A 26,613-nucleotide genomic window follows, 5' to 3' on the forward strand; every position below is an offset into this window, starting at 1 on the left:
GGCATGCGTCGCAGACGTGACGCCCGATTTTGCCCAAGCCAACGCTTGCACCTATAATCCGTTGAAACCACCATTCCGTGAGGTCATGTGACTGCCCCCAATCCTGCTGCCGGCAAACCGGTCGATCCCGCCTCCCTCGTCAACGTACCGCGGTTGATAACGGCGTATTTTGCGTCGAAGCCGGATCCGTCCGATCCCACCCAGCGCGTTGCGTTCGGCACCTCGGGCCATCGCGGGACATCGTTGAAGAACTCGTTCAATGAAAATCATATCCTGGCAACGACGCAGGCGATCTGCGACTATCGCCGCGAGACGGGACTGACTGGTCCGCTATTCATCGGCATCGATACCCATGCGCTGGCCGAGCCGGCGCTGGCGAGCGCGGTAGAGGTGTTTGCCGCCAACGGCGTCGACATCATGATTGACGAGCGCGGCGGCTATACGCCGACGCCCGTCATCTCGCATGCAATCCTGAGTTACAACAAGGGGCGAACGAGTGGACTTGCCGATGGCGTTGTCATCACGCCCTCGCACAATCCGCCAGACGATGGCGGGTACAAATATAACCCGCCGCATGGCGGCCCGGCCGATACCGACGTAACGGCCAAGGTTGAGAAGGCTGCCAATACCTACATCGAAGCCGACATAAAGGGCGTTGCGCGGATGCCGTATGAGCGCGCCCGCAAGGCGCCATCGACGCATCTGCACGACTACATCCGTCCCTATGTCGCCGATCTCGGCAATGCCGTGGACATGGTGCTGATCAAATCGTCCGGCGTGAGAATCGGGATCGATCCGCTGGGCGGCGCCGCCGTTCACTACTGGCAGCCGCTGATCGAGCATTACGGGATCAACGCAACTGTCGTGAACGACGCCGTCGACCCGACGTTTCGTTTCATGACGGCGGACTGGGATGGAAAGATCCGGATGGATTGTTCCTCGCCGTTCGCGATGGCGAGCCTGATCCAGATGCGCGACAGATTTGACGTTGCCTTCGCCAACGACACCGACGCCGATCGGCACGGCATCGTGACCCGCACCGGCGGGCTGATGAATCCGAACCATTTTCTCGCGACGGCGATCGCGTACCTGTTCGCGCATCGGCCGCAATGGGGCAGCAAGGCCGCGATCGGCAAGACCATCGTCTCCAGTTCGATCATCGACCGTGTCGCGAAGAAGCTGAACCGCAAGCTGGTCGAAACCCCGGTCGGTTTCAAATGGTTCGTCGAAGGCCTTGGCACGGGCGGCTTCGGATTCGCGGGCGAGGAAAGCGCCGGCGCATCGTTCCTCAAGCGCGATGGCTCGGTCTGGACGACCGACAAGGACGGCATGGTGATGGGGCTGCTCGCCGCCGAAATGCTTGGTCGCACCGGCCGCGATCCGAGCCAGCAGTTTGCGGCCCTGACCGCCGAACTCGGCGTGTCCTTCTATGAGCGGATCGACGTGCCGGCGACGCCCAAACAGAAGAGCGCGCTGAAGGCACTTGGACCGGAGCAGCTCAACATGCACCAGCTTGCCGGTGAACCGGTCAGCGCGATTCGGACCCGGGCGCCGGGTAACGATCAATCGTTCGGTGGCATCAAGGTGGAGTCCGAGGCGGGATGGTTCGCCGCGCGGCCATCGGGCACCGAAGATGTCTACAAGATCTATGCCGAGAGTTTTCGGGACCAGGATCACCTGAAGACGATTCAGCAGGATGCCCAGCGGGCCATCGCAAAGGCTTTCTGACTGCCGCGCCGTGAGGCGGTTGGGAGCTGTGTAACGGGTAAATGCCGGACCGCCGCGGGACGGCAGAATATTGCAATATTGCGCCCGGCTGCGCAGCCTGCACCAGTCCGGCACAGCCTGGAACCCGGAACGGAATTTCAGGTCACCGTTGCCCTTGCGATCACGCTGAAATCACGAGAGCCCACGCAGTGTTAAGCTCGGGAGTTAGCTGCCAGAAAGCCGTACCGAACGGGCGGCCTGTGAGCTATCGCGAGGTACCGGGGGATGAAATGAGTGCGGAATCGGTTGTCTACTATCTGAATCGCGTGCCGGAAAGCGATCCGAACGACCAAACCGAATGGCTTGTGACGGCGTTGGGGCAGTATACCGGCGCGGAATTGCGCGAGCTGCTCTATGTAGCGGAGGAACCTGGGTTCTTTGAATTAATGCGTGGGCTGTTTGCGCTCTCGGATGAAAGCCGTGCCGCCCTGCAGCATTTCCTCGAAACCGGTCACCCGTCGGCCATGAAGGCGGCGATCGACCCGAAGGGCCGGTTGACTATCGAGCATGTCACCGAGGAGAAGCGGATAAAATTGCTTCCCAGGATCGCAAATTAGCGCCTGCGTCTTCCGGAGGTTGTGCTAAGGTCTCCCAGCTTGAGGGAGCCTGCCGATGGCGACGAGGAAGTCTGGCCCGCTCGATGCGATGGTGGGCGCCAGAATTCGCATGTTTCGCGTCGACCGCGGCATCAGCCAAACCATGCTTGCGGAACGCATCGGTGTGACTTTTCAACAGGTGCAGAAATACGAGCGGGGCGCCGACCGGGTCGGTGCCAGCCTATTGGCGCAAATTGCTTCGGTGCTCGGCGTTTCGGTCGGTGAGCTGTTCTTCCCGGCCCGGATCTTCCGGCTTGAATTCACCGGTTCATTTGCCCGCAGAGCCGGGCGCCTTGCGCGTTCTCAAGGCCTTGCACGAATGATCAGCCCGCGCGTGCGACGTTGCGTCGCCAAGCTGGTTGAAAGCATCGGCGATCGAACGGCGGGGGCGAAGGCCACGGTTGCGCGGCTGAATACTGTCGATCGCGGTGATCGGCGGAGGTTTCCCTCCTGGGGATAGTCTTCCGCAGAAGGCGTGTGGCAACCTCGCGCAGCCCCATTTCTGCCGCTAGAGCGTTTCCAGCGAAAGCCTGCCCCGGACTTGATCCGGGGTGGATACCGGTTCGCGTTAAGAAAACGCGTCAAAACAAGAATCGAGAGCCCGGTTCTGATTCAATCAGAACCGAAAGGCTCCAGTCCGATCTCGGCTTCAGCCGGTAGCGCGTATCGCAAACCGCTCCGGCGGCCTGCTGCCGGGAATGAATTCGCCGATCCAGTCACGGCGCGTTGCTTCGATATGCCAGGACATCGCCTCAGCCGAATAGGGTGCCGGATCGGGAATGTCCTTGCGGATCTCCTTGCCGTCGAGCCAACCGCAGCTATGCGAATAGCGCGTCTTGCAGACGAGATGGACATCGCCGTGATCCTGCAGCAGCACGTATCCGTCGGCGGGAAAAAATGTGCCGGCAAGCTCGATCGCAGCAGGCAACTGGCGCACCAGCAGAAATGTGCTGCTGGATTGCGTCTCCGATTCGGAAACCAGCACGCCGACCAGGCTGTGGATTGGCGCGATCGCCTGCGGTGCAACCATTGCGAGAGGCTCCGTGATCGGGCCGGCTGTCGCAATCGAAAGATACTCACCCTCCGGCCCCCAACGGCAGGCGATCAGCCACTCACGGCTGCGGCTCCGAATCAAAGTCGGCTTGGCGTAATCCGATCGAGCAATATCTGCTGCCATGGCTATGACGAAGGCTTTCGCGAGCATAAGTTTCCTCCAGGGCGAGGGCGGACTGGCCTCTCGTCCGGAGTCTGGACGTCAAGTCGTGAGGTCACCGTGAGCGGTACCGAAAATTCGATGCAGGAATTGTTCGCGCGCGCTGCATCGTTGCTTCTTGGCAACGATGTGGACGCGGCTGGCGATCACGACGCCAGACTCATCCTTCAGGCGCTGGAATATGCCGAGGAATCAAGCAACGGGATTGATTCGCAGCTCGCCAATCGCGCTCATTTGCTGATCGCTGCTTCCCGATTTGCGCGCGTGTTCGAACTGGCAGCACCCGATGCGCCCGGCCTGATCAGCTTTGGCGCGCAGTTCGATCCAGCGCTTGCCGATCCCTTGCATGAGAAAAGCCCGATAGTCGGCGTTTCCGGCGTCGGTCTGACGTTGCGGGACGCGTTTCAGGGCTGCATCGGCGAGGGCATCGAGTACCTCTCTCAATTGCAGACCGGAACCGACCTGTTGCTCAAACCCGGCGTCGACGATTGGGCCGGAAAACTCGGTCCGAAGGCGCTGGAGTTGGTCGCAGCCCTTTCGGAACGCCGCATGCAACCGGAGCGAGCGCTTTTCCTGGTGTCGCGCAACGCGACTGACCGACGGCGGCGAGGTGTTGCTTCCGGCGGACATCTGCCTGCGCCGGCCGCCAGCGCAGCGCGAGTTTGCGTCGCCGTTCCCGCTGAGCATCGGATCGGCCGCCGGTCCGTCACGGGACGCCGCAGCGCTGCACGGCCTCTTGGAATTGATCGAACGCGATGCAGCCAGCCTGTGGTGGCGAGGCGGTCAATTGCCGCGATCGATTCCGCCGCAGCATGAAGCGGGTATCGCGGCGGAAGGTTTGTTGCGGCAGCTCCGGCACGGCGCAGCGGTGCCGCGCCGGACATGGCTACTGGATATCACGACGGATATCGGTGTGCCCTGCGTCGTGGCCGTCTCCTGCCGGGTGGACGGTTCCGGTTTCGCCTTCGGCCTCGCCGCGCGGCCAGCGCTCGAGACCGCGGTCCGCTCCGCGATTCTGGAAATGTGTCAGCTCGAACTGGCCGACGCCGTCGTCGCCACCAAACGCAGCGAGCGCGGCGATGACGCGCTCAACGCACAGGATCGCATCCACCTGCAGCGCGCGGCGATCGATGCCGGTCAGTGCAGACTGCTGCAGCCGGTCGCGGAGCACGCGGCCCATCTGCCCCTTCACGCAACTGAAGCGAGCGTTATATTTGGATTGATCGTACAGCGTTTGGAACAAATGGGAATCGAGACGTTCTGCCTCGATCTCACGCGCCAGCGCTTCGTCGTTCCGGTGGTCCGCGTGATTGCCCCGGGCCTGCAACTCGAGCCATCCGAAATCGTCACGGCCAGGCTGCAGGATGCGATGGCGCGAACCGGCGGCGGCGCAACCTATACCGGGGGCGTCCCTTTGATATAAAGTGGCGGGAATTAACCAACCGGTTCCGGAAACCGTTTCATGCCGGCCAGTGCCAGCGCCATGACATCAGACAGTGCCGCGACGGCGCCCGAAAGCGCTCCGCGCCTGTCGGTATCGCTGGTTGGGCGGCTCGGCGTGCGGTTCAACGGCCGGCCTATCGAACTGCGAACTCGCAAGGCCGGCGCGGTTCTGAGTTATCTGGCGTTATTGGAGTCGAAGCAGGAGAGCCGCGAGCGGCTGGTCGGCCTGCTCTGGAGTCGTTCAGACGAGGAAAAGGCGCGCGCCTCGCTGCGCCAGGTCGTGCGCGAACTGCGGTCGATGCTCGAGGAGGCCGGATATGACGGCTTCGTCGCGGAACGGCTGATGATCGGCATCGACGTCGGACGGATCGAAGTCGACATCGAAAGCGTGATTCAACTCGCTGAAGGTGGACGCGTTCACCCGCTGCTGCTTGATACGCCGCAGCTTGACGGGCGGTTGCTCGAAGGAATGGACGATCTCGACCCGTCATTCCGGGTTTGGGTGTTGGCCAAGCGGCAGACCATCCACGAACGGCTGATGCGAAATCTCGACGAAGGCTTGACCTCCGCAAGCGTTCCCGCCGACGCCAAAAAGAGGATCGCCGCTGCGATTGTCAATCTCGATCCGACCCATGAATATGCCTGCCGCTATCTGATGCGGGCGCATGCCGAAGAAGGCGATGTCGCTGGCGCGCTGCGCATCTACAAGGCGCTGTGGGATCTTTTGGATCGCGACTACGCCATGGAGCCGTCTTCGGCCACCGAAGAGCTCGTCGCGAACATCAAGCTCGGCATTCTGGAGCGCGCACCGGCCGATCGGGCCGCATCGGCAGCGAATGACGAATTCGCCGTCAGGATGGTCAGGGGGCCGCTCTCCAGCCGGTGGCCCCGATGTCGCCACCGGCCAATGCGCCTGCCAAGACGCGCCTGGTGCTGCGGCCCTTTGCGATGCACGGCGTCGATGAGGATCACAGCCATCTGGTGCAGGGGTTCTCCCAGCATCTCGCGGCCTGTCTCGTGCGCTTCCGGGAATGGAGCGTCGTCGATCGTCCTCCGGCGGCCGTCGTGCTTCCGGCGGGTACGGCTCCGCAATACTGCATCGAGACCACCGCCTATCAGGCGGGTGCCGAAATCAACATCGTGATGGTGCTCCGGGACGATACCACCGGGATTTACGTCTGGAGCGAAAGCTTCCGGCTCGGCCTCGGCAACTGGTTCGAAACACAGCAGCGCATCATCCGCCGGATCGCCACCTCGCTGAACGTGCAGCTCTCGACCGAACGGTTGATGCGGTTGGCCGGCGAGCCCGACGTGTCGCTCGATCTGCATGACCGCTGGCTGCGCGGACAGAACCTCATGTCGAAGTTTGATCCCGAAAGCTGGCGGCGGGCAGTCGCCATCTTCCGCGATGCGATCCGCGACAATCCGGGCTTCTCGCCCTGCTACAGCAGTCTCGTGCAGATGAACAACATCGAGCATTTCGTGCATCCGGGCATGTTCCGCGATCTCGACAAGGCGCGGGCAACACTCGAACTTGCAAAGACCGCCGTTCAACTCGATCCCGTCGATTCAAGGGCGCATCTATGCTGCGGCTGGTCCTATATGATGGCCCTTCGGGAAGCCGAAGCTGCGCCGCACATGCAGCTTGCCTGCGAGCTCAACGACAACGATCCGTGGACGTTGCTATCGAGCGCGCACTATGACGCGTTCTGCGGTTCGATCGAGCAGGCCCGGCAGCGAGCCGAGCAGTCGCTCGCGCTGTCACCGGCGCCGTCGTATCTCGAATGGAGTTACCATTGCATCATCCGCTTCTTGACAGGCGACTATGCAGGCGCGCTCGACGCCTATGACCGCACGCATGGCGTCGTGCCGATCCTGCCCGCGTGGCGGGCGGCGGCGCTGTTCTATCTGGGAGAGCGCGAAATGGCGCGGGAACAGGCGCAGCGGTTCGCGAACGGGCTGCGCTCTTTCTGGGTTGGGCAATTGGCCCCCACCGACGAGGCCGTAACGCGCTGGGTTCTACAGGCCCATCCGATCAGTGTCGGCGAGCGATGGGACGCCCTCCGCCACGGCTTGCGTGGCGCAGGGCTTCCAGTCGACGGTATCGTCCAGCTTTCCGCTTAGCTGATTGGCTTAGGCGCAAAGGCTGAGCGTGTAGTCGCCGATGCGTTCGGCGTGCACCTTGAACTTGTCTTCCTCCGGAATCACCGGATCGATGCCATTGAACAGGCGCTTGTAGAACGGCGGCAGCGGATAGGTCGATCCGGGCTGGTTGAGCAGCGCCTCGGAATCCTCGATCATCACCTTCGGTGGCAACTTCACTGTAATCGTGTCCTGCTCCTGCGCCACGAATTTGATGTGCTTGAAGCGATCAGGCACGGTGGCGAATACTTGAGCCTTGGCTAGTTGCTCCTTGAATTCTTCCACGGTCTCGGGCAGCGGATAGGTATTATCATCCTCAAGATAGTTTGTGCCGGTAGCCCAGGTCTTTACCAGCTTGCCCCACCGCTCATGGTTGCTTACTTGCAGTCTTTCGATGCGCATGGTTCTACTCCTCGGGGTTGCGCGAGACGGAACGATTCCGCTCACAGAAATGCGGGCACGGCATGCTTCAGCTCGGCAATTTCAGTGGTGAACTCCACCAACTGCGCCATGTTTGAGATGTCTGGAATGTCCTTAAGTACGTTCGCCAGGTAAAATTCGCGGGCAACGAGATCCAGTTGATCGGCGAGCGAACCGCCGCAGGCCGATTGCGGGTCGCTTGAGAGCGCCCCGAATATCACTTCCGATACGATGATCGAACCGAGCAGCCCGAGTTGCAGGCCCTTCGTCTGTTGCATTGCTTCGAACAGGATGAAGAACGGCAGCGGCGGATCGTTTGAAAGGGTGTCGATGTCGTCATCAGTCAGGGCGCCGTATGCCCGCCCGGCGGACAGCCATTCGCGAAGCTCATTGACGCGGTAGTCGCGATCCTCCAGCAGGCGCGACATCGCGATGAAATTCGGTCTGCGATTCCCGATCGCTGCAATCAGGGAGTCAACCGACCACATGCCCGCCAGTCCGGCGCCGAGCAGGTCCCGATAGAGCAGGCCGACCCGCTCCGTTTCGTCGAACGCCGGAAAGAACTGGTCGTTGCCAAGCCCGTAGCTGAGATGGGGTCCGATGCGGCGGCTGAAATTCGGCGTCGAACCGTTGATCTCGAAAAAGCGCGACCATTGCACCATCCACGTCTCGTCGAGCGGCATGTTGGCCGGGTCATTTACCGAGCTCTTTTCGAGCGTGTTGTTGAGGTCGTGGAGGGAGAGGTCGTTGATCTGGTACTCGGGTCGCACCATGGCGTGGCCGAAGCGGAATGCGCCATGCGAGAACTCCAGCGGTATTTCCCAATTGCCGATCGCGGCTTTCCTTGCGAGATCGGTGCGGTCGATGAACTGCGGGGCCGGACCGCGATAGCTTGCGTAAATCGCCGGATGGAGCACTCGCCGCATCAGGTCGTTGCGTATGATGTTGTGATAGATCGTCGTCAACGCGCCGCGGGCGCACAGGAAGCGTTTGTAAGCGGCGCCGAACCGGCCGTTTGGCCCCGCATTGCCTTCATGGCGGCGGATGATGTCGATGAGCCCATTGTGCAGCAGCGCGAAAAGCGCGGTGAGCTGCGACATGACGGCATGATCGTCGTTGCGCGGATCAGCGACCAATGCCTCGGTGAGGGCAGCGCGAACGCCGGCAATGCTGCGGTCGATTCCCGTCACATTCTCGGCCTGTGCGCGGGCGATGTCACGGAACGGGCAGCCGGTCGCGGGCTCGTTCTCCTTCCAGCGCATGCGGCCGAGCCGCAGCTTGGTGCGGCGGTCGTCATTCGGCGCGTCCAGCGCATAGATGTGCGGCGATCCGACCGGGCCGCTGCCATACAGCGTCTCCAGCCGAAGCGGCGTGCGGCGGGCGTTTGTGGTGCCTCGGCCAAGCCCGCCCGCCACCGAAAGCGGAATCGCCGAGTGAACCAGATCATGTGCAATGAACTGCAGTAGATAGGTGTAGCCCGAGGGGATGGAGGGATTTTCCCAATGTTCCAGCGATCGAACTTGATGTGACGGCCATTTTATGGCGGCATCCATTCGCCGTGACAGGCGATGCATCAATCCGCGAAGCTTTGCATGGTGTGACGGCGACTCGAGCGGATCGATACCGAAGGCGCGGAAGCGCTGCGACGGAGCGGGCGTGCCGAAGAAATGACGAAAGCCGGAAGGCGTTGCCGACGAAACAGAGTCGCGCGTATCGAGTTCTGAAGTTCGGAACGAGGATGCGCCGGCGACCTTGTGCACAACCATCAGAACTGCTCTCGCTGGATCAATGTGGCGAGATTGGAAATAAAGTCGTGAAATAATCGTGAGTTAAATCGTTAGAACCTGTGGACATATGTGGACATCTTTTGGTCATTCTGCGGGCCGCTCACGCCTGTTTCACGATTGGTGACGCGGCGGCATGACCATCACGTAGTAGCGGCTGGCATCGAAGCGCGTGTGAAGCTGATTGAGGCAGCATCCTTGGCGCGCCATTTCGGCCAATGCTCGCGGTGATGATTGTCGTATCAGGAGCGGTGTGCGCTGCCGCGATCGATACCTGCATCAAGGCACGCAAGTAAAGGCAAAAACCCGGCGTGATGTTTGCGAAACGTTGCCTTGGACCGGCATTCCGGATAGCCATGGCATATACTTCCCGCTGAGGCGCTCTCCTTCCATGGCTGACTTCCACGGCGTCTTTCCCTATCTCGTGTCACCGATCGATGCTTCCGGCGAAATTCGCACCGAAGTGCTGGGCCGGCTCTGCGACGACCTCATCAAGGCAGGCGTGCATGGGCTGACGCCGCTGGGATCGACCGGCGAGTTCGCCTATCTCAACCAGGCGCAGCGTGCCTGCGTCGTGCAGGCCACGATCGAAGCCGCTGATGGCCGCGTGCCGGTGATCGCCGGCGTTGGCTCGACATCGACGGCGGATGCCGTGGCGCAGGCGAAGGCGTATCAAAAGCTCGGCGCCGACGGAATTCTTGCGATCATGGAGGCTTACTTCCCGGTCGCCGACGCGCAGGTCGAATCCTATTTCCGCGCCATTGCCGACGCGGTCGACATTCCCGTCGTGATCTACACCAATCCGCAATTCCAGCGTTCCGATCTCACCCTCGACGTGATCGCGCGGCTCGCGACCCATCCGCGCATCGGCTACATCAAGGACGCCTCCACCAATACCGGCCGGCTGCTGTCGATCATGAATCGCTGTGGGGAGGCGATCCGCGTGTTCTCTGCATCCGCCCACATCCCGGCGGCGGTGATGCTGATCGGTGGGGTGGGCTGGATGGCCGGTCCTGCCTGCATCATCCCGCGGCAGAGCGTCGAGCTCTACAATCTCTGCAAGGCGGCGCGCTGGGATGAGGCGATGGCGCTGCAGCGCAAACTGTGGCGCATCAACGAGGCTTTTGCGCGGTTCAACCTCGCCGCCTGCATCAAGGCCGGGCTCGACATCCAGGGTTACGCGGTCGGCGATCCCATCCCGCCGCAGGCGGCGCTGACGGCCGAGCAGCGCAAGGTGGTCGAGGCGGCGCTGCGTGACCTCGGATAAGTGCAGCCTGCGATATCTTGTAGGGTGGACAAAGGCGCGTAGCGCCGTGCCCACCGTCAAGCGCACCGTCAGGAATGGTGGGCACGCGGAGCCTGTCATCGGGCGCGCGCTCGCGCGACCCGTTGGCTGTGTGCCGAGTATGAACGACAGCTTGGAGGTGGAAGTCCTCTATCCAGCCTGATGACGGCGAAGGATTAGCGAAACGCAAGGGCATCACCGCGAGGTGGGGGTCCGAAGAAAGCGTGGAGCAAAGCCGCGGCTCGATGGACAAAATACCGGATAATGAGGCCTGCCCGGCCGGACGAGCGAGCAGCCAATCGCGAAGTCCTCAGTCATCAAGGGTCGGGGTGGTAGATCCGGCGGGCGTGCGGCGAAGGCGGTCGGTCTTACCTCGGGAGGTCTGCGTTGTGTCCCGGCAACGGGACTGAGGTCGTCGCAAGGCGATCTGAGCGCAGCGCAGAAGTCAGCAGAGGGCGTAGTGGGCGGCAGCGCGCCGCTGAAGGCCCGAACGGTGGAAGAGGTCAGTAGAGCGGCAATCTCGTGCAGGCCATGCAGCAGAAGCCACAGCAAACACTGGACTTGGGCCGCGACGCGACGGGTGAAGCCCGAAGCGCCCCCTCCCAAGGGATTGAAACCAGCACGGCGAGAGCCAGCCTCGAACGCCCGGCGGTCGCGGGACCGTCGATGGAAGCAGTGATCGAGCGTGAGAACTTGAGGAAAGCGTTGGCGCAAGTGAAGCGCAACAAGGGTGCGGCGGGCATTGACGGGATGACCGTCGACGATCTGCCGGCCTACCTGAAGGAGCACTGGCCCACGATCCGAGCCAAGCTGCTTGACGGCACCTACCAGCCGCAACCGGTGCGGCGGGTCGAGATACCAAAGGCATCGGGTGGCGTTAGGCTGCTCGGCATCCCGACGCGCCGGGCATAATACACCTCATACAGTTTGCGTTGGGGATGGTGGGTCAAGATGGCTTGAAGTCGCAACCCATTTTCGGAGACGCCGGTCGACGTAATCGTCGATGGTGATTGCATATGGCGCATTCGGCTTGCGTTGCAGCGCCGAGACTATACCACGTTCGATCCAGTAATGGACGACCCACAGGCTGACGCCAAATCTCTCACAAACCTGGCTGACGTTCAACGTTCCGGCGGGAAGAGATGGGCCAGTGATACGATGCTTGTAGCGGATCCATCGAATCATGCTGACGGTGAACGGCCTGCCGGTCGAGCTTGTCTGGCCATTGCTTTTGAGTTGCGCGACGATTTCATGATCATCATGTAGTTCCGCCAGCGCGCGGATTTTGGCAACGAACTCATCGGGATAACGAACTGCTTCGGGGCGGTTCGGCCGCTGCCGGACCTCAATTGTCTCAGTAGCCCCACCTTGCCAGCGAATTTGCAATCGCAGCAGTTTGGGTTCTGGACCCTTAGCTACGGTGATGTCGCGTATCAACAGGCGGAGCATGCGCTTGCGGTCACGAGCTGAAGTGCTTGAAGCCTTCCACAGTCGGGGGAAGTCCCTGCCAAGCTGCAGTATTTGCTGCCTCTGTTCGGTTGTGATGCTACGCAGGTTCTGGCGCTCAAAATTGGCCAATTCAGTCTCGAGCTCGAGAAGCCGTTCCATTGCATCGTTCCAGCGCTTCTCGAGCGTACTGGCAACCAACCGATTGCTGGGGTCTGCTTCTTCATAGCGCCGTTCTGCCAAGTCGCAATCATAACGGGCCCGGTCTATCCTTCGTTGCCATTGCGCAGCAATTGACCTATCGCGCTCCTCCAAGCTTGTCAGCGCTTGCAACGCCAGTTCAACCGTCAGTGGCGTGACGGCGGTCAACAGGCGCTCTGCAATGGCGTGATCAAGCGGTTTTGATGGCAGAGACATGCAGTGCTGCGGCGCCAGTGCCTCCCGACGCCTCCAATTGCATTCATAGATCGGGTAAAGACCGCCATTGCCGGCGTAGCGCACATTTAGACGCCGTCCGCAAGCGCCACAAAGCAATAAACCTTGCAGCAAACAAAGTCCCTCTCGAGCGGGTCCGGCGATAACTTCGCTATTGGTCCTGTTCGCCGCCAAGTGTTCGCGGTTGGTAAGGAATCGATCCCAGGTAATATAACCAGCATGGTGATCGGGAATGACAACACGCCACTCATCTTGTGGCATGCGGCGCAACTGAGTTTGAATCTCACCGGTAGGGCCAACCTGCTTGCAAGATTGATATCGGCCAAACACGTAAGTGCCGGCGTAAGATGGATTGGCAAGGACACCGAGCACGCGTGAATGCGTAAGTCGTCCCCAGATCAGCTTGCCGTCCCAGACGCCGCCATAGGCTCGGCGTGGAAAGACAAGGCCGAGTTCATTGAACCGTTTAACTACGCCGTAGGCGCTGCTCTCTTGTTCAAATAGTTCGAAGACTGTTCGAACCGCGCCTTGCACTTCCTGATCGGGGTCGAGGGTGATCCTATCGCCGTCGAATACCAAACCGACCGGCAGAGGGAAGTGCAATTCACCTTTCTGCGCCTTGTTGAGTTTGCCTCCGTGGAGGCGCGCGCGAATGATGTGCAGCTCTGCCTGAGCAAACGTACCCTTCATGCCAAGCACAAGGCTGTCGTTGAAGTCCGCCGGATCGTAGCAGCCATCGCCGTCGAACACCAATGTGCGTGTCACCGCGCACAGCTCCAGCAAGCGATGCCAATCCTTGTTCGAGCGGGCCAGGCGCGAGGCTTCCAGAGAGAAGATCGCGCCGACTTGGCCCATTGCCACATCGCTGACCAGCGTCTTGAAGTCGTCGCGATTGGTCGCCTGCTCGCCGGAGTGACCGAGATCCCGGTCGAGGATCCGGATCTGCTCGGAGTCCACCCGAGCGACCTCGCTTGGTCCGCCAAGTTGTACTGGCGCTCTGTGCTCTCTTGATTGAAGCGGACTTGCCCCATCGTCGACTGACGGATGTAGATGCAGGCCTGCCGCGCGAGATGATGATCGGCAATCTTGGGATTGATCATGATCGGGTCCTTCCACATCGGGCGGCGGAGCGCCTGCAGCGAGATAGGAGTCGATCATGTTGGCGATGATGGCGCCCGCCTCGGCAAAGTCGAGGGCTGCGACCGCCGGATCCATCTAATCGAGACTTTCGCGGCGACGCAGAAGCTCGGCATTGATCGCGCAAATCTCGTTGAGCATCTCCTGGAGCTTGCGGTAGTTGGCGAGAAACTCGGCCACCTGAGGATACGCGCCATTCGGCACATAGCCGAGCCGCGGGCGTTCGCCGGTTCGAGCGATTGTGGACAGGTAACGCTTGGGGCCGTGTCCCGGTCCGTCGACGCAGTGGCAGCTGGGTCGGCCGCAGCGCTTGTAGGTCTCGATGAGCGACCCGCGCACAATCTGCTCGATCGGCGGCAGGGCACGCAAGAGCTGATGGCGGCGCTTTCGCAGGGCCGCGGAAGAAGGCTTCTTCATTTGCGGACCGAATCGAATTGATGTCCGAGTGATTCAGAAGCTGAGTCATTGGTCAAGCCTCATTTCTTGTGCTTCAACGAAGAGGCGAATTCGGCAAGCGCAAGCAGACCAAGGGCGTCAATGAGCAACGGCTGCTGGCCATTGATAGGCTCGCTCCGAGCACCTGGAAGCGCCCAGTCCGTCCAGTCGCGTGGGACAGCAAGCGATCCGATCTCGGCGTGGCGCAGGCTCAAAGTCTCTACGCCAGAGACCTCTCTGACCTTGAGGACAGCAAATCGCTGACCACGAAGTACATGGAAGGGATGGGTTATCTCAGCCGAACCCAAATCCTGACGGGGCTGAAGTGCAGTTCGACGCAACCGTGCCCACGGTGCTCGACCGCTTCATCCAGCAGGCGGTGATGCAGGTGCTGCAGGCGGACTGGGACGGAACGTTCTCCGATGCGAGCTTCGGCTTCCGGCCGGGTCGCTCGGCGCATCAGGCGGTGGAACGGGCGCAGGCGTATATCGCGTCAGGGCACGCCGTCGTCGTGGACATCGACCTGGAGAAGTTCTTGGATGTTGCGTCATACTACACCTTCAGTTTTTTTGAGAGGGTCGAAGAGGTCCGGAGCAACTGCAGGTACCTGAATTCGTATGCCTTTTGCCCGTCCGCGATAGACGTGAACGGCCTTAAGCTCGCCGCGCTTTACACGTTGCAAGATGGTTTGCCGCGAGACGCCGAGTAGATTCATGGCCTTGAACATCTTCACGTAACCTTCGGGCGCGCTCTCCACAAAGCGCGACCGCAACTCGTCATTGATACGGATGCGCCAAGGCGCGCCAGGTGTGATCTGCTCTCCGGCAATGAAGCCATCGTTGAGGCAGCGATGCAAAGTAGAGGGTGCGATCCCGAGAGCGCGTGCTGCTTTCTCGATCGTCATGCACTCGCCGTCCTGCACTTGCTGTTTCGGCTGGAAGCACGGGATCTCCCAGTGCGTCCGCAGGCTCGACACACGATTTGCCGTAAACGACAGTCCTGTGGCCGTTGTACGGCCTTGGCGATTGAGGATGCCGGCGATCTTGGTGTCGGGATAATGTGCAGCCAGTCGCCGCAGCAGATCGATCGTATCGTCGGCGGTGCGGATCGGCGATGGATGCGAGTGCGGCAATGGGACATTAACTTCACTGAAGAGACCGCCGCGCCAACGCAGCGTCAGGTGAGCGTTGTATTTATCGCGCTCGACTCTCAAGGTGACATCGTCGAGCAGCGTGCGGAGCAACTCCTTGCGATCGCGATCGCTCGTCGTGGGAGCGAACCAGATACGCTTGAGGTCTTTACCGAGTGCAAGGATAGCGTCGCGTTCTTCGTGCGTAAGCGAGCGCGGTCGGGCATGTTCGCGGTCGAGAGTTCGGATTCGGCAGTCTTCAATTCCAGCAGAGCGCTTTCCCATTCTGCTTCGAGTCCACGCGCGACGAGTCTATTCTCCGGGTCCACTGCGCGATAGCGTCGCTCGGCGCGCTGCGCGTTGTAGCGCGCACGCTCGACGTCGCGACGGAACTGCGCGAGAGTCGTCTCGCGATCGGCGTCGAATTGCTCGATCGCCTGGAGCGAGGCTTCCAGGCCTGCGGGCGCGAGAGCCGCAAGGAACGCTTCGGCGACAGCCGCATCGATCTGCACACCGCCGATGTTGAGGCAGTACTCGCCCCGGCCGTTGACGATGTTCTTGCCGGCGCAGTGATATCCGGGCGCCGAGAACCGGCCGCTGTAGTGTACGGCCAGGCGCCGACCGCAGTGTCCGCATACGGCGAGGCCTTGCAGGAGTGCTGCGCCTTCTCTCACGGCACCCCCGCTCTGGTGCGGTCGAGGACGGATGTTCTGCGCCAGGCGCTTCTGGTTCGCCTCGAAGGTATTCCAATCGATGTATCCGGCATGATGGTCACGAATGAACACCGGCCACTGCTCGCGGTCGCGTTGTCTGATGCGCTTTCGGATTCGACCGCCCGCATCGAGATAGCATGTCTGCTGGGTGCGGCCATACACATAAACGCCGGCATAGAACGGGTTGGTGAGGACCTGGTGGATCTTTGTGTAAGTGGGGGCGACCCAGCGGAGATCGACAAGGCTGTTGGAGTGCAGCGGAAAGCGCAGGCCTTGCGAGCGGAACCACAGCCACACGCGTCGTGCCGAGCCGAATTCGGCAAAGCGGTCGAAGACAGCATGGATCGCGGCTTGCACCGACTCGTCAGGATGCAACAGCACCTCCCCGTCGGCGTCGCCCCGTACCAGACCCACCGGCAGCCCGCGGTGCAGTTCTCCGCGTGCGGCCTTGTTGCGGATGCCACCGAGCAGCCGCGCACGCAGCACATGCAGCTCTGCCTCTGACATCGTACCTTTGAGCCCGAGCACCAGGCGGTCATTGAACAAGCCCGGATGATAAATCCCATCTCCATCACCGATGAGCGTGTGGGTCAGGCCACATAGATCGAGCAGACGGTACCAATCAGCATTATTGCGCGCCAGTCGCGAGACTTCCAAGCCGAGCACGATGCCCACCTGGCCGAGGCCGACCTCCGCGGTCATACGCGCGAAACCGGTGCGCTCGGAAAGGCCGGAACCGGAAATACCGAGGTCCTCATCGATGACCTTCACCTGATCGCGTCGCCAACCAAGCCGCGCGGCGCGTTCGGCTAACTCGTACTGACGGGCAGTGGACTCGCGATTATGCTCGACCTGCGTCGTACTGGACTGACGCACGTAGACGATTGCGCATCGGCGTAGGTGCTCAGCGGTAATCTTGCTCAGTTCGTTCATCGTTGTGATCTCCGGCAGTGGCGATTGCTCGGGCGATTCGTCGGGCGAGTCGCAGCACGAGATGTGCGCGCTGCTCTCTATCGAGGGCCTCCCATACAGGTACGGCCCCGCGCTGAGGTGGTGGGTCGAGAAAGCTTAGCTGCTGCATGGCTGTCCTCCGATTCCGGTGGCAGGACAGTATGCGCGCCATCCAATTGCCGCAGCAAAGCGTCGACGATCGTCCGGGCGTGCAGCAGCTCGGCGTGGGAAGCCAGGAATGCCGCTCGAGCGCATTGCGGGCTTGCACGCGGTAAATGTTGTGCGATAGGCAGATCTGTCCACGCGGCCGGTACAAGGGCACGGGTACCATCGGGCAGTACAAGCGTCAGATGAAGTTCGCCGCGTCGATGACACCAGCCAAGCACATTAAGCGCAGATCCCTCAAAGGGATGGCGCGACCGAACGATGGTTACCTGATCGGGATAGTCGTCGAGATGATGAGCGCGGTGGTGGGTAGTCTGTCGAGTAGTCTTTCGACCGGGTCAACCACGACATCCTAATGGGGCTCGTCGCCAAGCGGGTTGCTGACAAGCGCGTTCTGAAGCTCACCCGCGCCTTCCTGAATGCGGGTGTGATGGAGGGCGGGTTGGTCAGTCCGACAGAAGAGGGCACGCCGCAGGGCGGCCCGCTCTCGCCGTTGTTGTCGAACCTGATGCTAGATGTGCTGGACAAGAAGCTTGAGAAGCGCGGTCACCGCTTCGTGCGCTACGCCGACGACTGCAACATCTATGTGCGCAGTCAAAAGGCGGGTGAACGGGTGCTGGCGGGCATCGAGAAGTTCCTGGAAAAGCGCCTCAAGCTCAAGGTCAACAAGGCCAAGAGCGCGGTCGCCAAACCGAGCGTCCGCAAGTTCCTGGGCTTTAGCTTTACAAGCGGGCCGGGGCCACGACGGCGCATCGCACCGCAGGCGATCGCCCGCTTCAAGGCCAGAGTTCGGGAATTGACGCGGCGCACAGGCGGACGAAGCCTCGCGCAAGTCGCCAAGGAATTATCCGTTTACCTTGTCGGCTGGCGTGGCTACTTCGGCTTCTGCCAAACCCCGTCGGTATTGCGCGCACTTGACGAATGGATCAGGCGGCGGTTGCGCGCCATCGCCTGGAAGCAGTGGAAGCGTGGACCCGCTCGCTTTGCAGAGCTGCGACGCTGCGGCGTCGGCCGGGATCGGGCGGCTCAAACCGCCGGCAGCCCACATGGCCCTTGGCGGCTGGCAGCGAGTCCCGCGCTCACCATCGCATTGCCAACTCACTTCCTCGGTTCACTCGGTCTCACTTCCGTCGCGGCGTCGAGGTCCGCATAATCCATCGAACCGCCGTATACGGACCCGTACGTACGGTGGTGTGGGAGGGGAGTCGCGGACTCCCCTATCCCGATTTGCCCACCCTACGATTCCTGACATGGCTAGATCGCCCGCAGCGCCTCCTTCGGCGTTTCGCGCATCAGCGCTTCGAGGTCGCTCTGCTCCAGGGTTTCTTTCTCCAGCAATTTTTTTCGCCGCGCGATCCAGGATCGCACGGCGCGCCTTCAGGATGCCCTGCGCGCGGTCGAACACCCGATCGACGATCGCGCGAACCTCCTCGTCGACTGCCGCAGCGGTTTCGTCGGCATAATCGCGCTCGCGCATGGGGAAGGGCCGATCGGCGCCGGCCAGGAAGTTGCCGGGATCGCGCTCGTAGGCGACGCCGCCGAGCTTTTCGGACATGCCGTAGCGCGTCACCATGCTGCGGGCGATGTCGGTGACGCGGCGAAGATCGTCGGCGGCGCCGGTGGACAGGTGGCTGAACACGATCAGCTCCGCCGCCCGGCCGCCGAGCAGCACCGCCATCTTGTTCTCCAGTTCCTCCTTGGTCATCAGGAAGCGATCCTCGATCGGGCGCTGGATGGTATAGCCGAGCGCGCCGACGCCGCGCGGGATGATCGACACCTTGTGCACGGGATCGACGCCGGGCAGCGACAGCGCGATCAAGGCGTGACCCATCTCGTGATAGGCAACGATCTCGCGTTCCTTCGGATTGAGCAGCCGGTTTCGCTTCTCCAGCCCGGCGACCATGCGCTCGACCGCATTGTTGAAATCGGTCATTGCGACGGCAGTGGCACCGCGCCGTGTCGCCAGCAGCGCGGCTTCGTTGACCAGATTGGCAAGGTCGGCGCCGGTGAAACCGGGCGTCAGTGCAGCGACCGCCTCGGCATCAACGCTGGAGTCGAGCTGCACCTTCTTCATATGAACTTTGGAGAATCTCGGTGCGGCCCTTCTTGTCGGGGCGGTCGACCAGCACCTGACGGTCGAAGCGACCGGCGCGCAGAAGTGCCGGATCGAGGATTTCCGGCCGGTTGGTGGCGGCGAGGATAACGAGACCGGAGCGCGAGTCAAAGCCGTCGAGTTCGACCAGAAGCTGATTGAGCGTCTGCTCCTTCTCGTCGTGGCCGCCCGCAAACGGCCCGATGCCGCGGGCGCGGCCGAGCGCATCGAGTTCGTCGATGAAGATGATGGCAGGCGCTTTCTGATGTGCCTGCTGAAACAGGTCGCGCACACGCGCCGCGCCGACGCCGACGAACATCTCGACGAATTCCGAACCTGAAATCGAGAAGAACGGCACCTTGGCCTCGCCGGCCACCGCCTTGGCCAGCAGCGTCTTGCCGGTGCCGGGCGGACCGACCAGCAGCACGCCCTTGGGCATGCGCCCTCCGAGCCGTCCGTAGTCGGTTGGATTTTTCAGGAAGTCGACGACCTCGCGGAGTTCGTCCTTGGCTTCGTCGACACCGGCAACATCGGAAAAATTCACGCCGGTATTGGACTCGACATAGATCTTGGCCTTGCTCTTGCCGATCGCCATCAGCCCGCCGCCAAGGCCGCCGCCTTCTGCCGCGCGTCTGGCGATGTACCACCACAGGCCGAAGAACAGCAGCACCGGCATGACCCAAGACAGCAGGTCACGCAGGAAAGTGCTCTCGATCTGGCCGGTGAATTTTACGTTGTATTTCTCGAGCTCCTGCGCGGTCTCCTGATCGACGCGCGTGGTGACGAACTGCTTTTGTCCGCCGGACAGCGGCTCCTTCAAGGTGCCCTGCACGGTGCGGTCGGAGATGCCGACGGTCGCGACCTTTCCCTGCTTCAGCAATTGCTGATATTCGCTGTAGGGAATGATGGCGATCTGGCTCGCCGTGGAAACGAAATATTGGATGATCAAGACAGCAAAGATCGCGGCGATCGCATATCCGATATTGAAGCGCGTCTTGTTGTTCATCTCGCAACTCCGGACGCCTTGTCGCAGGAAGCCGCATCGGGACCTTTGCCTGCTGGCCATGCCAGGCGCCCGATCAGGACCGGCGGCGCAATGACGGACTGCGGCTCTAGAACAAGTAGAATGGCAGGATTAGGTTTCAAGCGCAGGCCGCGCTGCTTGCGCGACAAACCGTCATGCATAAATCACGTCAACCGGTCGATTTTTGCCGTATGATTAAGTCTCTGAAAGTTCAGAGACTTTAGTCCGGCAAGGACGTTTGGTGGGTGATGATGCCCGGCCTGCTTACCTTCCGCATCGCGCTTTGCGCGATATCGCGATATCAAGTGAGTGATCGATGAATCGTCGCTTCGCGCTGTCATTAGCCGCCATCGCAGCCGTACTGGTGGCGCTTACCCTCTCCAATATCCGCTACAGCCCGTGGACCAATACAGTCGCCCGCAGCGTCGACCAGCGGGGCCCACTGTCTGATGCCGAGCGCGCGAACATCGAGCTTTTCGAACGCGTCTCGCCGTCCGTTGTGCAAGTCGCGGCACGATCCGCCGTGGCCAATCCCTTCGAAGAAGAGGAAGGCCCGGCGGCCTCGGGCCGGGCGGCCTCCGGCACTGGCTTTATCTGGGATAGTAGCGGTCATGTGGTCACCAACAATCATGTCGTGCAAAATGGCCGCGAGGTAGCCGTTCGCTTCGCCTCAGGCGAGGTGGCCCAAGCTTCAATCGTCGGCGTTGCACCGAACTACGATCTGGCGGTGCTGCGGATCAGGAATCCGCGCCAGTTGCCGCCGCCGGTGGCGCTTGGCAGTTCTAACGACCTCAAGGTGGGCCAGATTGCATTTGCGATCGGCAACCCATTCGGACTAGATCAATCGCTGACCAGCGGAATCATCAGCGCGCTCAAGCGGCGGCTGCCGACCAGCAGCGGTCGCGAGATCGCCAACGTGATCCAGACCGACACCGCGATCAATCCCGGCAATTCCGGTGGCCCGCTTTTGGACTCGGCGGGACGGTTGATCGGCGTCAACACGGCCATCATCTCGCCCTCCGGCTCCAGCGCCGGCATCGGCTTCGCCATTCCGGCCGATATCGTCAATCGTATCGTGCCCGAGCTCATCAAGAATGGTCGGGTGCCGACCCCGGGGATCGGGATCGTCGCCGCCGGCGAAGCCGTTGCGACGCGCATGGGCGTCGAAGGGGTGATCGTCGTGCGCACCGCGCCCGGAAGTCCGGCCGAACGGGCTGGCATCCGTGGCGTCGATTTCAACTCGGGCGCGCTCGGCGATGTGATCGTTCAGGCCGATGGTAAGCCGGTTCACCGGCTCTCCGACCTGACCGACCAGATCGAGCAGGTCGGTGCAGGCAAAAGCATCCGCATCACATTGAAACGCGGTTCGGAAACGCGCGATGTCAACGTCGATATCGTGGATATCAGCCGCGGCTAATAGTCCCCCTGAAGGCAGAATCGTACCCCGCGGTGGTGCTTGCGTCTTCAGCGCTGACGCTTTTGTTGCAGCGGGCTGAATGAGTTGTCTCACGGTGAAAAACCGCTAAAACCCCGCCCAATCCGAACAAGCTAAGGACAAACTGATGAACATTCTTCCCGGCAATATGCGTTTCGGTGCGGGCCAGCCGGTCAAGCGTTTGGAAGACCAGAGACTGCTCACCGGGAAGGGGCAGTTCATCGACGACAAGCCCGACGAGGGCGCGCTCTGGCTCTACGTGCTGCGCTCGCCCCATGCCCACGCCAAAATCGTCTCGATCGACACGGCTGATGCCGCCGGGATGCCGGGCGTCCACGCGATCTATACCGGCGCGGAGCTGATCAAGGACGATGTCGGCACCATCCCGACGCTCGCGATCTTCAAGCGGCCGGATGGATCGCCGATGACGGTTCCGCCGCGACGCCTGCTTGCGCATGAAATCGTGCGGTATGCCGGCGAAGCTGTGGCCGCCGTGGTCGCGACGTCGCGCGTGCTGGCGCAGACCGCGGCCGAAGCGATCCTGGTCGATTACGAGGTGCTGCCCTCGGTGGTCGACCCTGTCGAGGCGGTGAAGCCCGGCGCACCCGCGGTATGGCCCGAGGCGCCTGACAACGTCGTGGCTGCCATGAGCTACGGCGACGCCGCCAAGGTCGAGGAGGCCTTTGCCAAGGCTGCGCATGTCGTCTCGCTCGACCTGGTCAGCCAGCGGCTGGTGCCCTCCGCCATGGAGCCTCGCTCGACGATTGCCGAGATCGAGAAGAAGACCGGCCGGTTGATCCTGCACGTGCAGTCGCAAACGCCCGGCTCGACCCGGGACCTGCTCGCGGAATCCATTCTGAAGCGGCCGAAGGACAGCGTCCGCGTGCTGGTCGGCGACATCGGCGGCGGCTTCGGCCAGAAGACCAGCCTTTATCCCGAAGACGGCATCGTTGCTTACGCCGCGACCAAGCTGAACAAGAAGATCCGCTGGCGCGGCGACCGCACCGACGAGTTCGTCGGCGGCACGCATGGCCGAGATCTTACCTCGACCGGCGAATTCGCGCTCGACGCCAAGGGCCGCGTGCTCGCTTACCGCGTGCGTTCGATCGGAGGCACCGGCGCGTACTCGTCAGGGACCGCGAATATCATTCCGCTGGTGCTCGGGCCCTTCGTGCAGACCGGCGTCTACGATCTGCCGCTGGTGCATTTCGAGGTGAAATCGGTGATGACCCACACCGCACCGGTCGGCGCCTATCGCGGCGCCGGGCGGCCCGAAGCCGTGTTCATCGTCGAGCGGCTGATGGATGCCGCCGCGCGTCAGATCGGAATCGACCCGCGTACCATCCGCAAGCTGAACTACATCAAGCCGGCGCAACTGCCCTACACCAATGCGGTCGGGCAGGTCTACGACTCCGGCGCCTTCGCGCACATGCTGTCGCGCGCCTCCGAGCTTTCGGACTGGGATGGTTTTAACGCGCGCAAGAAGGCGGCGAAGAGGAAGGGCCTGCTCTACGGTCGCGGCCTCACCAGCTATATCGAATGGACCGGCGGGCGCGCGCATACCGAAAAGGTCAGCCTGCACGCGACCGCGGAAGGCCGCATTATCCTGCATTCCGGCACCATGGCGATGGGGCAGGGCCTGCAGACCACTTACACGCAAATGGTATCCGATACGCTCGGAGTTCCCATGGACAAGATCGACGTCGTGCAGGGCGATACCGATCTCGCCACCGGCTTCGGCAGCGTCGGTTCGCGCTCGCTGTTTGTCGGCGGCACGGCGGTTGCGGTTTCGACCAACGACATGATCCAGAAGGCGCGCGAGAAGGCCTCGAACGTGCTGGAGACGTCCATCGAGGATATCGAATACCGCGACGGCTGGCTGACGGTGGTCGGCACCGACAAGCGCATCAGCCTGTTCGAGATCGCGAAGAACGAAGATGGCGCGCGGCTCTCCGTCGATTCCGAAGGCGAAGTCGACGGCCCGAGCTGGCCGAACGGCACTCACATTTGCGAAGTCGAGATCGATCCGGAAACCGGCGTCAGCAAGGTAGTGCGTTACACCACGGTCGACGACGTCGGCATTGCCGTCAACCCGATGCTGGTGACCGGCCAGGTGCACGGCGGCGTCGCCCAAGGCATCGGGCAGGCGCTCTATGAGGGCGTCGCCTACAGCGAGGAAGGGCAGTTGTTGACCGCGAGTTACCAGGACTACTGCGTGCCGCGCGCCGACGATATTCCGCCGATCGCGGTGACGCTGGACGATTCCGCGCCGTGCCGCACCAACCCGCTCGGCGCCAAGGGCTGCGGCGAATCGGGCGCCATCGGCGGCCCGCCCTGCGTCACCAACGGCGTGATGGATGCGTTGAGCGAGCTCGGCATCAAGCAGCTCAACACGCCGCTCACGCCGGCCAAGGTCTGGCAGGCGATAAGGGATGCGAGGGCGGCGGGGTAAAGATTCTCCGGCGTTTGCTACCACCCTCCCCTGGAGGGGAGGGGTCGGCACGCATCGCGAGATGCGTGACGGGGTGGGGTGATCTCCCCACTCGGGCACTGTTGGACGTGGAGGGACCGTCACCCCACCCCGCCGCGCGTTGCACGCGCGTCGACCCCTCCCCTCCAGGGTAGGGTAAGCGAGACGGGCTACAGCCCCAACACCATCTTCGCGACGATATCGCGCTGGATCTCCGACGAGCCGCCGAAGATCGTGTACGCCCGGCCGTTGAGATATTCCGGCACGACGGAAAGCAACTCCTCGGGGATTCCCGGCGCCTCGTTGAGCCGGTAGAGCGGCCGCATTGGCTCGACATAGAGCCCGTCATTGCCGATCACGTCGACGCCGAGCCGCGTCACCGCCTGGCGGATTTCGCTGACGCGCAGTTTTAAGAGCGACGACACCGCGCCGGGATTTTGCCCGGTCTGCAGCGCCGACAGCACGCGTAATTCCGTCATCTCGAGCGCGTCGATATCAATCTCGATCTCCGACATCCGCACCGCGATATCGGGATCGTCGACGGCGCGGCCGGTCGCGTCAGATTCGGCAAGCTCCGAAATCGTCTTCAGCGCATCGCGCAGCTTGGCCGAGGCGATGCCGGAGCCGCGCTCGAACTCGAGCAGATATTTGCCGTAGGTCCAGCCCTTGCCTTCCTCGCCGACGCGGTTGGCGACGGGCACGCGCACGTCGTCGAAAAACACCTGGTTGACTTCGTGGTCGCCGCCGATGGTCAGGATCGGCCGCGTCGTAATGCCCGGGGTCTTCATGTCGATCAGGATGAAGGAGATGCCGTCCTGCTGCCGCTCGGTCTCGTTGGTGCGCACCAGCGCGAACATCTGGTTGGCGTGGTGGGCGTGCGTGGTCCAGATCTTGGTGCCGTTGATGATGTAGTCGTCGCCGTCGCGCGCGGCTCGGGTCTTCAGCGAGGCGAGGTCGGAGCCTGAGCCCGGCTCGGAATAGCCCTGGCACCAGTAATCCTCGCCCGAGAGAATCCGCGGCAGATAAAAATTCTTCTGCTCGGGCGAGCCGAAGCCGATGATGACCGGGCCGACCATCTTGACGCCCATCACGTTCACATTGGGCACGCCGGCGCGGGCGCATTCGGCCTCAAAAATCCAGCGTTGCGCCGGCGTCCAGTCCGGCCCGCCATATTCCACCGGCCAGCCCGGCGCGCCCCAGCCCTTCTTGTGCAGCGCGCGCTGCCAGGCCATGCCGATATCAGGATCGGAGAACACCGAAGGCGTCAGCGCGGTGGCGCGCTTGATCTCCGGCGTCAGGCTGGCCGCGATGAAGTCGCGCACTTCCTGTTCGAAGGCGCGCTCGTCGGCGCTGAAGGTGAGATCCATGGGTATGTTCCTTTCAGGCCTCAACGGCTCGTCCACCGAGGGCGGCGTGACGGCGATAATGATGGGCGCTGCCGCCGAACAGCATCTCGAAGGCGAGCAGCCGCTTGAAGTAGGAGCCGATGTCCAGCTCTTCGGTAACGCCCATCGCGCCGTGAAGCTGGACGGACTGTTCGGCGACGAAGCGCGCGCATTTGCCGATCTTGGCTTTGGCACCCGAGGCGGCGCGGCTGCGCGCGACCGGTTCGGCATCGGCCATCAGCGCGGCGCGCAGAGCCATCGAGCGCGCCTCGTCGCATTGCATGGCCATGTCGGCGAGGCGATGACGGATCACCTGGTTGGCCGAGAGCGGCCGGCCGAACTGTTTTCGGATTTTGGTGTATTCCAGCGTCTGGTCGAGCAGGGTCTGCATGATACCGACGGCTTCGGCACCGAGGGCAGCCATGGCGCGGTCGACCACGACTTCGATCGCCGGCAGCGCGTCGCTGCCGTCGCCGAGCAGGGCATCGGCGGAAAGCTGCACATCCCTGAGTTCGAGGTTGCAGGCCCGGCCGCCACCGAGGCGGGGGAAGTCGCGTGAGGCGAGGCCGAAGACGCCTCGCGGCACCATGAACAGACCGATCTTGCTGTCATCGATGCGAGCCGAGACGATGATCTGCGCGGCGGCGCCGCCATCGAGGACGGCGGTCTTCTGTCCGTCGATACGCCAGCCGTCAGGTGTTCTCTTCGCTGTCGTAGCCACCTTGGCAAGGTCGTAGCGCGCCTGTCGTTCGGAATGCGCGAATGCCAGAATCAGTGAACCATCGGCAATTTTCGGCAATAGCGCCTGCTTCTGCGTTTCCGTGCCGCACTCCGAGATCAGCGAGGTGCCGATGACGACGGTGGAGAGATAAGGTTCGGAGACAAGGCCGCGTCCGAACGCTTCCATCAGGATACCGATCTCGATCGCGCCGCCACCGAGGCCGCCATGGGCCTCCGGGATCGCCAGCGCCAGCCAGCCGAGATCGGCGAACTGCTTCCAGATATCCATGCTGAAGCCGAGCGGGTCGGTCGCGATCGTGCGGCGGTAATCGGCGGTGTAAGTCTCGTTGACGAAGCGGTCGGCACTTTCGCGCAGCAATCGCTGCTCGTCGCTCAGGTTGAGGTCCATCTGATTTGCTTTTGCCT

General features: G+C 62.3%; 20 protein-coding genes and 2 pseudogenes. 11 read left to right on the forward strand and 11 right to left on the reverse strand.

Features of this window, described 5'->3' with window-relative positions:
• The first annotated feature begins 87 nt into the window (after positions 1–87).
• The 3 genes from pgm to ACFXS9_RS39400 all read left to right on the forward strand — a co-directional run bounded on the left by pgm (position 88) and on the right by ACFXS9_RS39400 (position 2,823).
• Positions 88–1,728 carry a phosphoglucomutase (alpha-D-glucose-1,6-bisphosphate-dependent) gene (gene pgm, locus ACFXS9_RS39390; RefSeq protein WP_392698724.1) on the forward strand — a complete coding sequence of 547 codons (1,641 nt, stop codon included), beginning with the start codon at positions 88–90 and terminating at the stop codon, positions 1,726–1,728.
• A 239-nt stretch (positions 1,729–1,967) separates the two neighbouring features.
• Complete coding sequence (locus tag ACFXS9_RS39395) at positions 1,968–2,324, forward strand: hypothetical protein (protein ID WP_392698726.1); 357 nt, start codon at positions 1,968–1,970, stop codon at positions 2,322–2,324.
• Positions 2,325–2,412: 88 nt separating this feature from the next.
• Positions 2,413–2,823 (forward strand): helix-turn-helix domain-containing protein, encoded by a 411-nt coding sequence (locus ACFXS9_RS39400; protein ID WP_392700255.1) that lies wholly within the window; start codon positions 2,413–2,415, stop codon positions 2,821–2,823.
• 189 nt (positions 2,824–3,012) lie between these two features.
• Here the strand turns inward: ACFXS9_RS39400 and ACFXS9_RS39405 are convergent, their stop codons facing one another.
• Positions 3,013–3,567, reverse strand: coding sequence for a hypothetical protein (locus tag ACFXS9_RS39405; RefSeq protein WP_392698728.1), 555 nt, complete (start codon positions 3,565–3,567; stop codon positions 3,013–3,015).
• Positions 3,568–4,063: 496 nt separating this feature from the next.
• Here ACFXS9_RS39405 and ACFXS9_RS39410 point away from each other — a divergent pair, with 496 nt between their 5' ends.
• On the forward strand, positions 4,064–4,999 hold the full coding sequence (locus ACFXS9_RS39410; RefSeq protein ID WP_392700256.1) for a YcaO-like family protein: 936 nt from the start codon (positions 4,064–4,066) through the stop codon (positions 4,997–4,999).
• A gap of 39 nt (positions 5,000–5,038) precedes the next feature.
• The gene (locus ACFXS9_RS39415) at positions 5,039–6,163 is read left to right on the forward strand and encodes a BTAD domain-containing putative transcriptional regulator (protein ID WP_392698729.1); all 1,125 of its coding nucleotides are present in this window, start codon (positions 5,039–5,041) and stop codon (positions 6,161–6,163) included.
• Positions 6,164–7,152: 989 nt separating this feature from the next.
• Here ACFXS9_RS39415 and ACFXS9_RS39420 read toward each other — a convergent pair.
• Together ACFXS9_RS39420 and ACFXS9_RS39425 are read right to left on the reverse strand one after the other, a co-directional pair.
• Entirely contained in the window at positions 7,153–7,563 is a 411-nt protein-coding gene (locus ACFXS9_RS39420) for a hypothetical protein (protein WP_065743275.1), read from the reverse strand.
• Between the two features lie 41 nt (positions 7,564–7,604).
• On the reverse strand, positions 7,605–9,347 hold the full coding sequence (locus ACFXS9_RS39425; RefSeq protein WP_392698731.1) for a hypothetical protein: 1,743 nt from the start codon (positions 9,345–9,347) through the stop codon (positions 7,605–7,607).
• A gap of 409 nt (positions 9,348–9,756) precedes the next feature.
• On the opposite strand from ACFXS9_RS39425, the gene ACFXS9_RS39430 reads away from it, so the two are divergent.
• Complete coding sequence (locus ACFXS9_RS39430) at positions 9,757–10,632, forward strand: dihydrodipicolinate synthase family protein (protein ID WP_392698733.1); 876 nt, start codon at positions 9,757–9,759, stop codon at positions 10,630–10,632.
• A gap of 540 nt (positions 10,633–11,172) precedes the next feature.
• Entirely contained in the window at positions 11,173–11,562 is a 390-nt protein-coding gene (locus ACFXS9_RS39435) for a hypothetical protein (protein ID WP_392690124.1), read from the forward strand.
• A gap of 6 nt (positions 11,563–11,568) precedes the next feature.
• Here the strand turns inward: ACFXS9_RS39435 and ACFXS9_RS39440 are convergent, their stop codons facing one another.
• The 5 genes from ACFXS9_RS39440 to ACFXS9_RS39460 form a co-directional block, all read right to left on the reverse strand.
• Positions 11,569–13,746 carry a recombinase family protein gene (locus tag ACFXS9_RS39440; RefSeq protein ID WP_392691788.1) on the reverse strand — a complete coding sequence of 726 codons (2,178 nt, stop codon included), beginning with the start codon at positions 13,744–13,746 and terminating at the stop codon, positions 11,569–11,571.
• Complete coding sequence (locus tag ACFXS9_RS39445) at positions 13,747–14,085, reverse strand: DUF6788 family protein (RefSeq protein WP_376960332.1); 339 nt, start codon at positions 14,083–14,085, stop codon at positions 13,747–13,749.
• Between the two features lie 59 nt (positions 14,086–14,144).
• Positions 14,145–14,444 (reverse strand): DUF5372 family protein, encoded by a 300-nt coding sequence (locus ACFXS9_RS39450; protein ID WP_392698735.1) that lies wholly within the window; start codon positions 14,442–14,444, stop codon positions 14,145–14,147.
• 206 nt (positions 14,445–14,650) lie between these two features.
• The gene (locus tag ACFXS9_RS39455) at positions 14,651–15,346 is read right to left on the reverse strand and encodes a helix-turn-helix domain-containing protein (RefSeq protein WP_392698737.1); all 696 of its coding nucleotides are present in this window, start codon (positions 15,344–15,346) and stop codon (positions 14,651–14,653) included.
• Entirely contained in the window at positions 15,313–16,878 is a 1,566-nt protein-coding gene (locus ACFXS9_RS39460; protein WP_392698738.1) for a recombinase family protein, read from the reverse strand. The genes ACFXS9_RS39455 and ACFXS9_RS39460 overlap by 34 nt, the downstream gene beginning before the upstream one ends.
• A 523-nt stretch (positions 16,879–17,401) precedes the next feature.
• Here ACFXS9_RS39460 and ACFXS9_RS39465 point away from each other — a divergent pair.
• Together ACFXS9_RS39465 and ACFXS9_RS39470 are read left to right on the forward strand one after the other, a co-directional pair.
• Positions 17,402–17,770 (forward strand): annotated as a pseudogene (locus ACFXS9_RS39465) (reverse transcriptase domain-containing protein); the annotation flags it as partial.
• A gap of 57 nt (positions 17,771–17,827) precedes the next feature.
• On the forward strand, positions 17,828–18,214 hold the full coding sequence (locus ACFXS9_RS39470) for a group II intron maturase-specific domain-containing protein (protein ID WP_392700258.1): 387 nt from the start codon (positions 17,828–17,830) through the stop codon (positions 18,212–18,214).
• Between the two features lie 101 nt (positions 18,215–18,315).
• On the opposite strand, the pseudogene ftsH reads toward ACFXS9_RS39470, so the two are convergent.
• Positions 18,316–20,159, reverse strand: a pseudogene (ftsH, locus tag ACFXS9_RS39475) (ATP-dependent zinc metalloprotease FtsH).
• Between the two features lie 334 nt (positions 20,160–20,493).
• Between ftsH and ACFXS9_RS39480 the strand changes: the two are divergent.
• A complete protein-coding gene (locus tag ACFXS9_RS39480) occupies positions 20,494–21,594 on the forward strand; it encodes a S1C family serine protease (protein ID WP_392698740.1) in 1,101 nt (366 codons plus the stop codon).
• Positions 21,595–21,739: 145 nt separating this feature from the next.
• Positions 21,740–24,064 (forward strand): xanthine dehydrogenase family protein molybdopterin-binding subunit, encoded by a 2,325-nt coding sequence (locus ACFXS9_RS39485; RefSeq protein ID WP_392698742.1) that lies wholly within the window; start codon positions 21,740–21,742, stop codon positions 24,062–24,064.
• Between the two features lie 188 nt (positions 24,065–24,252).
• On the opposite strand, the gene ACFXS9_RS39490 is transcribed toward ACFXS9_RS39485, so the two are convergent.
• The gene (locus tag ACFXS9_RS39490; RefSeq protein WP_392698744.1) at positions 24,253–25,449 is read right to left on the reverse strand and encodes an acyl-CoA dehydrogenase family protein; all 1,197 of its coding nucleotides are present in this window, start codon (positions 25,447–25,449) and stop codon (positions 24,253–24,255) included.
• A 13-nt stretch (positions 25,450–25,462) separates the two neighbouring features.
• A complete protein-coding gene (locus ACFXS9_RS39495; protein ID WP_392698745.1) occupies positions 25,463–26,596 on the reverse strand; it encodes an acyl-CoA dehydrogenase family protein in 1,134 nt (377 codons plus the stop codon).
• Between the last annotated feature and the right edge of the window lie 17 nt (positions 26,597–26,613).

This window comes from Bradyrhizobium sp. RDI18, assembly GCF_043203335.1.
GTDB lineage: Bacteria > Pseudomonadota > Alphaproteobacteria > Rhizobiales > Xanthobacteraceae > Bradyrhizobium > Bradyrhizobium retamae.

What these genes read in the sequence shown, in the direction of transcription:
- ACFXS9_RS39400 (WP_392700255.1), top strand. Translation starts at nt 2,413, where the DNA reads ATGGTGGGCGCCAGAATTCGCATGTTTCGCGTCGACCGCGGCATCAGC.
- ACFXS9_RS39405 (WP_392698728.1), bottom strand. Translation starts at nt 3,567, where the DNA reads ATGCTCGCGAAAGCCTTCGTCATAGCCATGGCAGCAGATATTGCTCGA.
- ACFXS9_RS39415 (WP_392698729.1), top strand. Translation starts at nt 5,039, where the DNA reads ATGCCGGCCAGTGCCAGCGCCATGACATCAGACAGTGCCGCGACGGCG.
- ACFXS9_RS39420 (WP_065743275.1), bottom strand. Translation starts at nt 7,563, where the DNA reads ATGCGCATCGAAAGACTGCAAGTAAGCAACCATGAGCGGTGGGGCAAG.
- ACFXS9_RS39425 (WP_392698731.1), bottom strand. Translation starts at nt 9,347, where the DNA reads ATGGTTGTGCACAAGGTCGCCGGCGCATCCTCGTTCCGAACTTCAGAA.
- ACFXS9_RS39430 (WP_392698733.1), top strand. Translation starts at nt 9,757, where the DNA reads ATGGCTGACTTCCACGGCGTCTTTCCCTATCTCGTGTCACCGATCGAT.
- ACFXS9_RS39440 (WP_392691788.1), bottom strand. Translation starts at nt 13,746, where the DNA reads ATGGATCCGGCGGTCGCAGCCCTCGACTTTGCCGAGGCGGGCGCCATC.
- ACFXS9_RS39445 (WP_376960332.1), bottom strand. Translation starts at nt 14,085, where the DNA reads ATGAAGAAGCCTTCTTCCGCGGCCCTGCGAAAGCGCCGCCATCAGCTC.
- ACFXS9_RS39460 (WP_392698738.1), bottom strand. Translation starts at nt 16,878, where the DNA reads ATGAACGAACTGAGCAAGATTACCGCTGAGCACCTACGCCGATGCGCA.
- ACFXS9_RS39480 (WP_392698740.1), top strand. Translation starts at nt 20,494, where the DNA reads ATGAATCGTCGCTTCGCGCTGTCATTAGCCGCCATCGCAGCCGTACTG.
- ACFXS9_RS39485 (WP_392698742.1), top strand. Translation starts at nt 21,740, where the DNA reads ATGAACATTCTTCCCGGCAATATGCGTTTCGGTGCGGGCCAGCCGGTC.
- ACFXS9_RS39490 (WP_392698744.1), bottom strand. Translation starts at nt 25,449, where the DNA reads ATGGATCTCACCTTCAGCGCCGACGAGCGCGCCTTCGAACAGGAAGTG.
- ACFXS9_RS39495 (WP_392698745.1), bottom strand. Translation starts at nt 26,596, where the DNA reads ATGGACCTCAACCTGAGCGACGAGCAGCGATTGCTGCGCGAAAGTGCC.